Genomic DNA, 11,333 nt, shown 5'->3' on the forward strand with positions numbered 1-11,333 from the left:
GATGGAACGGGTGCGTCACCCTCACAACTCCGGGCTGACCGGACTGATCGGGTGCAGTGGACGACTCGTGACAAGGGGCCGATTGAAAGATTTTTTAGGACCGTGCGCGAGGGGCTGCTGGAGTCGCTGCCCGGCTACAAGGGTCCGGACCTGTTCTCGCGGGGCGAGCGGCCGGAGGACCAGGCGTTCTTCTTCCTCCACGAGTTGGAAGCGGTCATCCGGGAATGGGTGGCCTGCACGTATCACCACAGGCCGCATAGGGGGCTCGTCGATGCCCATGTACCGGGGTTGAAGCTGTCGCCGGCGGCGATGTTCGAGCACGGTATCGCCCGGGCCGGCTACATCGAGGTGCCCCGTGATCCGGCGCTCGGCTTCGAGTTCCTGAAGACCGAGTGGAAGCCGCTGCACCACTACGGGGTCGAGATCCGCAAGTGCCGCTACAACGGCGACGGGCTGGACGGCTACCGGGGCGAGACCAGCCCATACACCGGGCCGAAGGCCAACGGGCTGTGGCCCGTCCAGGTCGACCCCGACAACATCAACTACGTCTACTTCCGCCGCCCGGACACCCGCCGCTGGCACACCCTTCAGTGGGAGCACGCCCCGGCGCAGAAGTTCCCGATCAGCCAGGGGGCCATCGAGATCGCCCGGAAGATCGCGGGCGAGAAATATCCGTTCCCCGACGACGAGACCGCGGTCGCCGAACTGCTCGACCGCTGGCACCTGGGTCTCGGGCTGACGATGACCGAGCGCCGGTTGGCGCTGCGCCAGGCCCGCGAGGAGTCCGCCTTCGACCTCCCGGGAACCGTCGAGGACGACGTGCGCATGCTGCCGTCCGTCGCGCGGATCCTCGCCACCAACGCCGACGTCGAGGAGGACGACTCAGAGGAGCTGGAGGCGGTGGAGGCCGAGCCGTATGAGGGCCTGCTGCCCGGTGATGACGACGAGGACGACGAACTCGACGGTCCTGAGGACGACGGGGACTTCTACGCCGATGCTCTGGAGGACGCATGATGCCGCCCCGTCCCGAGACCTCGGCGCTGGACAACCTCACGCTCTCGCGTAAAGAGGGGCTGCGGGCCCTGGCCGAGGCGCCGAAGCGGCAGCCTCCGGAGCAGCTCACGCTCAAGCAGAAGGCGCTCCTGGGTGAGGCGGCGTTGCTGGAGTACGAGCAGGGCCGCAGTATCTGGCACGCCAACCTGGGGCCGATCGGCACGCCTCAACTCAAGGCCCTGCACGAGGACTTGTGGGACATCCTCGCGAGCAACCAGCAGGACGGTGACAAGGCCAAGGGCGCCGTGGCGGTGGACGCCTTCCCTGGGCTCGGTAAGACCACCGCGGTGCTGGACTTCGCGTTGAAGTACCACCGGCAGGTGATCGAGCGGGAGGGGGCGTTCACCGCCGCCGGACACGAGCGGTGGCCGGTCTGCCGGGTCGGGCTGACCAGCAACATCGGCATGAAGGAGTTCAACCGGTCGCTGCTGGAGTATTACGCGCACCCTGGGCGGACGACCGGCACCGCCGCGCTCTTCGCTCAGCGCGCCCTGGACTGCGTCTTGCAATGTGAGACACGCGTCTTGGTGATCGACGATCTGCACTTCCTCAAGTGGCATGACCGCAACGGGACCGAGGTCAGCAACCACTTCAAGTACATCGCGAACGAGTTCCCCGTCACGATCATCTTCATCGGTGTCGAGCTGGCGGGCCGCGGCCTGTACTCCGAGGCCAACTCCCGCGGCAACATCACCCTCGCCCAGACCGCGCGCCGCACCACACCGCTGACCATGGAGCCGTTCGTCGTCACCAACGACAAGCACCGCCGTGAATGGCGCCGCATGCTGCTCGCCCTGGAGAAGCGGATCGTGCTGTGCCGGAAGTTCCCCGGCATGCTCGCCGACGAGCTGTCCGACTACCTCTACATCCGCACCACCGGACACATCGGCTCGCTGATGACACTGATCAACCGCGGCTGCCAGCGTGCTGCCCGTACCGGCACCGAACTCCTCGACGCCGAACTTCTTGACCAGGTCAAGCTGGACGCGGCGGCCGAGCGGGCACGCAAGGCGCTCGCGAAGAAGTTCGACCGCGGGCGGATGACGACAAAGCCTCGCTCCCGTGCAGCGAAGACGGCTGCGTGAGAGGAGTCCGGTCGCTGCCGCTGCGGCTCGCCCCGGTGCCCGGCGAGGCCCTCGATTCCTGGCTCGAGGCCCTCGCCGCGAAACTACGCACGCCCATGGGGGAACTGCTGACCGAGGTGGGCCTGATCGAGGAGCACAGGCCGCCGGGGCACACGCTGCCCATTCGTGCCCCCTGGCTCGTCCTGCTGCCTCCGCTCGAAGCCGGCCGCTTGAGCGTCACAACCGGCCTCGCCCCGGAAACTCTTCGCGCGATGACGCTGGAGTACTACGACCAGCGGGCCTTGGTCGTCGACCGCGACAAGCAAGCAGTGCACCGCAGCCGTAACTGGCGACGCAGTGCCGGAAGCGGCTCACGGTATTGCCCCGACTGCCTCGCCGAGAGCGGCGGCCGGTGGCAGCTGTCCTGGAGGTTCGGCTGGCCCTACGCCTGCCTGACGCACCGCCGGCTGCTGGCCGACGCCTGCCCGCAGTGCGCGGGACCCCAGCGCCCCCGTCGGCACCCCGACACCGAGATCCCCTCCCCGGGCTTGTGCGACCGTCCCGGCCCCAGGCCGGAGAGCGGACCTCGGCCTCGCTGCCGGTATCCGCTGCACTCGACCAAGACCCTCCGCTTCGAGGCGGACCATCCGGCTCTGCGGGCACAACAGGACCTCGTCGACACCGTCACCACCGGGGTCGGCTCGTTCGGCGTCTACCGGCACGCACTCCAGCCCGCCCTCGATGTCTTGGCCGACGTGAAGGGCTTGGGACGGCGCGTGCTGTTCGTCGTGTCCGGTGACCGGCTCGCCCAGCTCCTGCCTGCTGATCTCCTGCCTTACGCGTCTACGTCAGCCGGCGTCGACGCCGTGGGTCGTGCGGTCCCGGGGAGGGCTGATGCCACGGCCGCGACCGTCACCGCGGCATGGAGCATCCTGGGGCAGGCCAACGTCGAGCGGGCGGCGCCGCCGATGCGGCTCCTGCTGGACGCCGCGGTGGAACGCGGCAACTTCATCAGCCCCACGGTGTCCCGCGTCTGGGCGCGGTACGCCAGCCCGTGGCTGCAGACCGTGCACGTGGCGGCTGTCGGACCGACGCTTCGTTCGGTGGACCAGCTGCGTTACCGCTCGGCCGCCGCCCGGCCCGGCAGCCCGTCGGCCAGTGCGGAGACGGTGGCCCGCCGGGCAGCCAAGACCCCGGCGGTGCTGTGGCCGCGCTGGGAGGCCCGTCTTGATCCACCCGCCCAGGTACGCAAACACCTGGGCACCGCATTGTCGGCCGCGTTGATGCTGGTGGACAGCCGGGCCGACCTCGCCCCCGTGATCTCCCGGCACCTGGGCGGTCTGATCGACCAGCCCATCGCCACGCAAGCGTTGCAGGCCCTGCGGGCGGCCCCGCAGTGGCGCGACATCCAGGTGGCTCTGATCCGCCTGGCCGAGTACCTCGACGGCCACGACGTCCCGATCGACTACGCGAGGCGCCGCTGCCTCGACTACACGGACCTGCTGTCCCAGGACGAGTGGGTAAGGGCGTGCGAGCGGGCCGTCCAATCGCCGGGCAACGGTGGGCGCTATCCCGTGGCCCTGTGCCTGCTGTACGAGCGGATCAGCGGGCTGCACAGCAGACGTATGCCTCAACTCCCGCCTCAGACCGTCTCCTTCAGAAGTGCCCGCAATCGATTCCCGTACCTGCTGACCCCGGAGCTCCTCGCCGAACTCGACCAGGCTGGAAGGGCGTTCCTCACCCGCCGGGGAATCGACGAGGAGCCGCTGGTCTGGGAGCCGCCCGCCGAACTGCTGGACGGCCTCGACCTTCCACGCGCCGATCCTGAACGCCTTGATCTCGCTGACCTGCACCACCGGGTCCGGGCCGGGCAAGCTCCGCAGCACATCTCCCGACACCTCGGCGCCGATCCACGCACCTTGCGTTTCGTCCTCACCGAGCACCCGGCGCCCGGTCCACGTGCCCCGAAGCCACGGTCCGGCCGCCCAAAACCACGGCAGCCACGCAAGGGAACATCGAGCCAGCGGCTTCCCACCGCCCTGCAGATCGCCCGGAAGCAGCTGCCCCGGGACGTTCTCGAGGAGCTCTATGTGCACCAGCACGGGACCTTCCTGGAGATCGCCGAGCAACGGGGGCTCGACCGTAAGCCGGTGGCCCGGCTCGTCGACGAGTACGGCCTGCCCCGCCACCCGAACCTTCCCCGCCAGGCGGACGGCACCCGCGGCCCCAAGGAGCTGCTCGACCGCGCCTGGCTTCACGGGCAGTACGTCGAGCAGAACCGGTCCTTCAAGGACATCGGCAAAGAGCTGGGCGTCACGGCGGCCACCGTGTCGCGCTGGGCCAGGCATCACAACATCCCCCGGCAGAACAACCGGCACCTCAGCCGCCCCGACCTCGACGTCGAGACGATCCCTGCGCTCTTGCGCCCGGTGCTCGGAAACAACTACCAGTTGCGCCGGCTCCGTACGTTCCTCCAGGTCGCCGGATACCGCACCGTGTCCGAGGCGTGCGCGGCACGCGGCCTGCCCACGCACAGCGTCACCATGCATCTGCTGCGTCTGGAGGAGGAGATCGGCGGCCCGCTCCTGGTGCGGCCCACGAAGAACCGGCCGATGGAGCCCACCGACCTCGGACACAAGGTCTTTGCCGCCGCCCTGCCCCTGGCCCAGCAACTCAGACTGCCGGCCGCTACGGCCCAAGCGGCACGGTCTCCTGTGCGGACGCGTCACCGGCGAAGGCCCCGGACAACCGCCGCTACGGCAGCACGGCTGGCTGGCCTCCCTGCTCTGCTGCGGCCGGCGGCAGGAACCAAAGGCGGACAGCGGCGTCTGCGCCGCTTCCTGGAAGCCGTCCGCTATCCCACCCTGACGGCGTTCGCCCGCGACGCGGCCCTCGATCCGGGCACGGTGACCCTGCAGATCCGCAAGCTGGAACGGGACCTGGACGGCCAACTCCTGGTCCGCGGCGGAGTCAAACACGCGATGCAGCTCACCGGCCTGGGCAAGAAGGTCGTGGCCGCCGCACAGCCGTACACCGACCAGCTCGGTGATCTCCACGGACCCCGCCACAAGCCGAAGGCCCTCAGGTCGGCGGAGCTGTGGTACCCCGCGGGCGTGAGAGGCGGTGAATCTGGGCGATCCCCCTGCGCGGGCCGCGAGGAATCTGGATCATGAGAGGCGTGGAGGACTGGGCTGTCTGCAATGACCCTGACGAACTGCGTATCCGTCTTGATGTAGCTCTGCAGGAGAACGCGGAGCTCCGCGAGGAACTCGCTCAGGTCAAGGCCGAGAACGTGCACCTACGTGCGCGCCTGGGCAAGACCGCCCCCACGGTGCCCGCGGCGCTGCCGCCCGTGGCCGACCACGTCCCCGCCCGGCCCGCCGTCGGTGCCGGCGGGCTGCCGTACGCCGACGCCGCCTCCGGCACCGCAGCGAAGATCGCGCTGTTTCGGGCGCTGTTCGCCGGCCGCGACGACGTCTACGCGAGGCGCTGGGTCAGCTCCAGAACCGGGCGGACCGGCTGGAGTCCGGCCGAGGACAACCCGTTCGACAAGACCAAGGACGAGGCGGACCGGGTGTTCTGGCCGCTGACCGACGAGACCGTCTACGGCCACCTCGACCCGTCCCGTCAGGGCCGCAGCGAATTGCACATCGGTCTGTACCCGCTGCTGGCCGACGACACCTGCCGGCTGCTGGCGTGCGACTTCGACGGCAAGGACGGCAGCGACTGGCGCGGCGACGCCACCGTCTACGCCGCAGCCTGCGCCGAGGCCGGTGTCCCCGCCCTGCTGGAGATCTCCCGCTCCGGGAAGGGGGCGCACGTGTGGACGTTCTTCACCGCGCCCGTCGCCGCTGCCACGGCACGCGCGCTGGGCATGGCGTTGCTGCGGCGGGCGATCGACGCCTGCGGGCAGATGGCTCTGTCCAGCTACGACCGTCTCTTCCCCGCGCAGGACTTCCTGCCCATCAAGGCCAGGGGCAGCTTCCGGTTCGGCAGTCTGATCGCGCTGCCGCTGCACGGCGCCTCCCGCGCCACGGGCACGACCGTCTTCGTGGACTCCACCGCCTGGCAGCCCTACCCGGATCAGTTCGCCTACCTCGCGCGCACCGAACGTCTCACGCCGGCCGAGGTCGAGGCGCTCGTCGACAAACTCGGCCCGGTCAAGGCCGGGCCGTCGGCGACCGCGCCCGAGCTGGGGGCCCGGCCCCGCAGGAAGGCCCTGGGCAAGGCGCCGGCCACGGTGCCCGCACGGCTGGCCGCCATGCTGGCGATCTCCACCTCCGGGCTGCCCCCGCAGCTCCTCGCGGCGCTCAAGCACGCTGCGTCGTTCCACAATCCGGAGTTCTACCGGAAGCAGAACCAACGCTTCTCCACCTGGAACACACCCCGGCTCATCTGCAGTTTCGACGCCACCGACCCGGACTGGCTCAACCTGCCGCGTGGTCTCGCCGACGAGGCCACCCAGCTGATCGCCGCCGCCGGCGGCGGCATGCTCACCATCACCAGCGACCTGCCCGAACACCCCGAGATCACCGCGCGCTTCACCGGCGAACTGAGCGACATCCAGCAGCAGGCCGTGGAGGCGATGGCCCCGCACCCGGCCGGGGTCCTGGTCGCCCCTCCCGGCTCCGGCAAGACGGTCATGGCCTGCGCTTTGATCGCCCACCACCGCGTGCCGACGGCCGTGGTCGTCAACCGCAGCGAGCTGCTGGACCAGTGGAAGCAGCGCCTCGCCGCGTTCCTCGACCTCGGCGTGGGACAGGTCGGCTCGCTCGGCGGTGGCAAGGACCGGCGCGGCCACGTCGTCGACCTGATCATGCTGCAGACCCTGTCGCACCGGGATGCGGCGCCCGACCTGCTCGACGGGTACGGCCTGGTCGTCGTGGACGAGTGCCACAGTGTGGGAGCGCCGGGCGCCGAAGCGGCGATCCGCGGCGCGAAGGCCGGGCGCTGGATCGGCCTGTCCGCCACCCCGTACCGGGCGGACCAGATGGACCCGGTGATCACGATGCAGTGCGGCCCGATCCGCCACGAGATCGAAGACGCCAGCACGTTTGCCAAGCACTTCGTCGTCCACCCCACCACGTTCACCACCGACGAGCCGGGCAACGACGGCGCCTCCTTCCAGACCATCTACACCGAACTCGCCCACCACGCCGACCGCAACGCCCAGATCGCCGCAGACATCGCCGACGCTGCCGCACGCGGCCGGTGCAGCCTGGCCCTGACCAACCGGGTGGAACACCTCCACCAGCTGGCCGGCGCCCTCAAGCCGCACGGCGTCGAACCCCTGATGCTCCACGGCGGGCTACCTCCTGCCGAACGCGCCCGCATCCGCGCCACCCTGGCCGAAGACACCGCGGAGCCGCTGGTGCTCCTGGCGATTGACAAGCTCGTCGGCGAGGGCTTCGATCAGCCTCGGCTCGACACTCTCTTCCTCACCAGCCCGATCTCCTTCAAGGGGAGGGTCATCCAGCAGGTCGGCCGGATCACACGCAACACCGAGGCGAGGAAGTCCCACGTCGAAGCGCACGACTACCTAGATGGCGACGTCCCGCAGCTTGAGCGCATGCACCACCGGCGCCGACGCATCCTCGAACGCCGTGGTTTCACCACGACTCCGCTCGAGAAACTGCCCAAATCGCCGCCGCAGGCGCATGTCGCGCAGACCGCCACGGTGACGATCACGCGACCCGCACCAGCCGTCGCGGAGGTCCGGGCCTGGGCCCGCGATCAAGGGATGGACGTGCCGGCCCGGGGCAAGCTCCGCCAGGCGATCTGGGACGCCTGGCACACCGCTCACCCAGAGCAAGGGAAAGGGCAAGGAGCGAAGCCTCCATCCTGACCTGTCGCTCGCCCAGGGCAAATGGAACTTCCCCCGCTACGCCGAAGCCGTCGACTGGACCAGCCCCGAACACGTCCCCCGGGCCCTGCCCGCCTTCGAGAGAATGCTGCGCACCTACAAGAAGAAGACTCTCTGCGCGGCATCAACCCCGCGCGTGAGAACACTTGGTGGCAGGAAACCCTCGGAGATCTGCGCGCAGAGTTCTCTCACGACGGCTACCGCATCACCGAATCCCTGAAAATCCTCAGCGACACCGTTCCCGTCTGGGGCCCGGGCGCATGCCAGAACCGCGACTGTCCCGACTTTCGGCTGGACCCCGGCCGCAAGCACTCTTCGGACCATTGACGAAACTGGCAGCGCGGCGATGGATCCCGGCCTGGACCCGCGGGGATTGGCCCTGCCCATCACATCAGGACCCCACCGGATCTCCACCGGGTTCGTCGGCCAGCACGACCGTCGCCTTCGATCACGGCTTCCCTTCGGGGCGAGCAGAGGCCAAATCCGGACGCCGTGTAACTGTCACAAACGAAACTTCGCGTTCTTCGCCGCGGAGACGGAGCGGGAGAACATCCGGGAGTCGACACTGGAGGGGCTCGACACCGCGGCCCGCAAGGGCAAGCACGGCGGCCGGCCGCCGGTCATCACCGACGACATGCTCCACATCGTCCTGCGACGCCGGGCGAACGGCGAGACGGTCGAGCAGATCCAGCCCGACCTGATCATCCCCACCGGCAAGCACAAGGGCCACAGCCCGAGCCTGTCGAGCATCTACGGCGTTGGACTGGTACAGCCGTTGGCGCTAAGCACTTGACCATGGCCGTCTAGCACAGGTGATCGGTCTGCTGCGGGGGTTCGGAGGAAGATCCTCGACCGTTGGCGGGGGCTGGCTACCGTCCGCCGCATGCCGGTGGAATTTCTGACTGATGAAAGGCCGAGGCGTACGGGAAGTTCGCTGAGGAGCCGACGAGGCCGGAGCTGGAGCGGTTCTTCTTCCTCAATGACGAGGACCGGAAGCTGATCGCGAAGCGGCGAGGTGACCACAACCGGCTTGGCTTCGCCCTCCAGATGTGCACGGTCCGCTACATCGGGCTGTTCCTGGAGGACCCCCTGGCCGTGCCGTGGCCGGTGGTGGAGCACCTAGCCGCGCAGTTGGAGGTCCAGGACGTCTCCTGCGTCAAGGAGTACACCGAGCGGCTGAAGACGGCGTACGAGCACGCGTGGGAGATCCGTGACGCGTACGGCTACCACCCGTTCGAGGACCATGCCCAGGGCCGGAGGTTCCGGGCGTTCCTGCACGGTCGGGCGTGGACGGCGCACGCCGAGGGGCAGAAGGCGTTGTTCGGTCACTCGGTGGGCTGGCTGCGCCGGCACCGGGTGCTGCTGCCGGGGGTGAGCGTGCTGGCCCGGCAGGTCTCCGAGGTCCGCGTCATCGCGGAGAGGCGCCTGCACGCCACGGTCGCGAAGGCGGCCCGGCGGGCGGATGCGGCGCTGCCCGGCGACCTGGCCGCCACGCGGAAGACGCCGGAGGGCAGGCGGTACTCGGAGCTGGAGCGGATGCGCCAGCCGCCGACACGGACGACGGGTACCGCGATGAAGGGTGCGTTGCAGCGGGTCGAGGACATCGCCGCCTTCCAGCTGGGCCGCCTGAAGCTGGAGCGGACCCCGGAGCCCAAGCGCACGGCGATGCTCACCGCTGTGATGCGCCATCTGGAGGCCAAGGCGATCGACGACGCCCTGGACCTGTTCGAGATCCTGATGGCCACCAGGCTGATCAGCACGGCGAAGCGGTCCACGGACAAGGAGCGTCTGTCCACGCTGCCTCAGTTGGAGAAGGCGTCGCGGCTGGTTGCCAGGGCGGCGGCGGTGTTCATCGAGGAGCTGGAGCTGATCGAGCGGAGCGGCTGTGATGTGGACGTGGCCGCCCTGTGGGCGGAGTTGGAGGAGGTCGCGCCCCGTGCGGCATTGTCCGGCGCGGCCACCGTGGTGGTGAGCTTGGTCCCGGAGGACGACGCCACGGCGGAGGCCGCGCTACGCAGGGCGCTGGCATTGCGCTACAACACCGTCAAGCCGTTCCTGTCGCTGCTGGGCGAGTCGAAGGCGCTGGGGGCGGCGACCGGCGGGGCCCTCGTCCTGGCCGGGGTGCCGAGGCTGCCGGCGCTGTCGCGGCGGAAGGTGGGCGAGAAGCCTCTGCTGCCGCGGGAGGTCGACGACAAGCTGGTGCCGTCGCACTGGCGCAAGGCGGTGTACGCGAACACCGGGCTGCCGCAGGGGGCGGTGGACCGCGACGCGTACGTGGTGTGCGTGCTGGAGCAGTTGTTCCGCGCGATCAAGCGCCGCGACATCTTCGCCTCCCCCTCGCACCGCTGGTCCGACCCGCGCGCCCGCCTGCTGGACGGCAAGGGCTGGGAGGCGGTCCGCGAGGACGTCCTGGCCGGGCTGAGCCTGGAGGAGGACGCCGAGGAGCACTTGCGGGAGCTGACGGCGGTCCTGGACGCGACGTGGAAGCAGATGGCCGAGCGCCTGGCAGAGGCCGGCACCGGCGCGAAGATCAGCATCGAGGTCCAGCCGAACGGCCGGGCGAAGTTGAACGTGGAGAAGCTCCACGTGCTCGGCGAGCCGAAGTCCCTGGCGTGGCTGCGCGGCCGGGTCGAGAAGATACTCCCGAAGATCGACCTACCGGACCTGCTGTTCGAGGTGCACGCCTGGACCGGGTTTCTGGACGCCTTCGTGCACTTGGGCGACGGCCGGACCCGCATGAAGGACCTGACCACCTCGGTCGTCGCCCTGCTCGTCTCCGAGGCGTGCAACACGTCGCCGCACGTGACACCCGTCGTTTGCGGCTGCCGGCAGCGTTCCTGCCGGCAGCCCGGGATCAAGTGCTTAGCGACTGGCTGTCCCGTTGGTCCTCAAGGCCGCGCACGACAGGCAAGTGTCCGCACAGGTGATCATGCCGCAACCAGCCGGCCGGACGTCAGGAAGTGCGCACCAGAGTCGGCCAAACCCCCCAAAGCCTGCAATGGTCACCGTTACCAGCACCACCAGCACCACCAGCACCACCAGCACCACCAGCACCACCTGCGGCAACGCCCGTCCCTCCGCCGGGTGACACGCGGCACTCGATCGGGTGGCGCGGCTCGTGTCCGCCGCGGGCAGCGGTGAACATGGCGGGAGAGCCGTGTGTACCAGGGCGGGAGGAGAGCGCGATGCCAACGATCCCCCGCCCCCGCGCCCGGTCGGGGCTGGCGCGTGTCGCGTTCGTCGTGCTCGCCCTGGCCGCCCTCGCCATGCTGCACGCCCTGCTCTCCCCGGCTGGTACCTACATGGCCGCGGAAGACCCGGGATGCCCGCACGGCCGTCGCGGCGGCACGGCC

5 protein-coding genes and 1 pseudogene are annotated in these 11,333 nt (G+C 69.6%); all 6 read left to right on the plus strand.

The genetic code is table 11. From position 1 onward, the window contains the following. The first annotated feature begins 102 nt into the window (after nt 1–102). The gene (locus O3Q52_RS38320) at nt 103–1,014 is read left to right on the plus strand and encodes a hypothetical protein (RefSeq protein WP_332112979.1); all 912 of its coding nucleotides are present in this window, start codon (nt 103–105) and stop codon (nt 1,012–1,014) included. Next, entirely contained in the window at nt 1,011–2,138 is a 1,128-nt protein-coding gene (locus O3Q52_RS38325; protein ID WP_269653208.1) for a TniB family NTP-binding protein, read from the plus strand. Before O3Q52_RS38320 ends, O3Q52_RS38325 begins: the two co-directional genes overlap by 4 nt. Continuing rightward, entirely contained in the window at nt 2,135–5,290 is a 3,156-nt protein-coding gene (locus tag O3Q52_RS38330) for a TniQ family protein (protein ID WP_269653209.1), read from the plus strand. The genes O3Q52_RS38325 and O3Q52_RS38330 overlap by 4 nt, the downstream gene beginning before the upstream one ends. After that, nucleotides 5,287–7,962, plus strand: a complete 2,676-nt coding sequence (locus O3Q52_RS38335; protein WP_269653210.1) for a DEAD/DEAH box helicase family protein — start codon at nt 5,287–5,289, stop codon at nt 7,960–7,962. Before O3Q52_RS38330 ends, O3Q52_RS38335 begins: the two co-directional genes overlap by 4 nt. 391 nt (nt 7,963–8,353) lie before the next feature. Continuing rightward, on the plus strand, nt 8,354–8,773 hold the full coding sequence (locus O3Q52_RS38340) for a hypothetical protein (protein ID WP_269653211.1): 420 nt from the start codon (nt 8,354–8,356) through the stop codon (nt 8,771–8,773). Nucleotides 8,774–8,863: 90 nt separating this feature from the next. Further along, a pseudogene (locus O3Q52_RS38345) lies at nt 8,864–10,797 on the plus strand (DUF4158 domain-containing protein); the annotation flags it as partial. Nucleotides 10,798–11,333 lie beyond the last annotated feature (536 nt).

This window comes from Streptomyces sp. ActVer (assembly GCF_027270795.1).
In the GTDB taxonomy this organism is placed as follows: domain Bacteria; phylum Actinomycetota; class Actinomycetes; order Streptomycetales; family Streptomycetaceae; genus Streptomyces; species Streptomyces umbrinus_A.

Bases quoted from the DNA above. Each gene is read 5' to 3' on its own strand.
- O3Q52_RS38325 (WP_269653208.1), top strand. From the start codon at position 1,011: ATGATGCCGCCCCGTCCCGAGACCTCGGCGCTGGACAACCTCACGCTC.
- O3Q52_RS38335 (WP_269653210.1), top strand. From the start codon at position 5,287: ATGAGAGGCGTGGAGGACTGGGCTGTCTGCAATGACCCTGACGAACTG.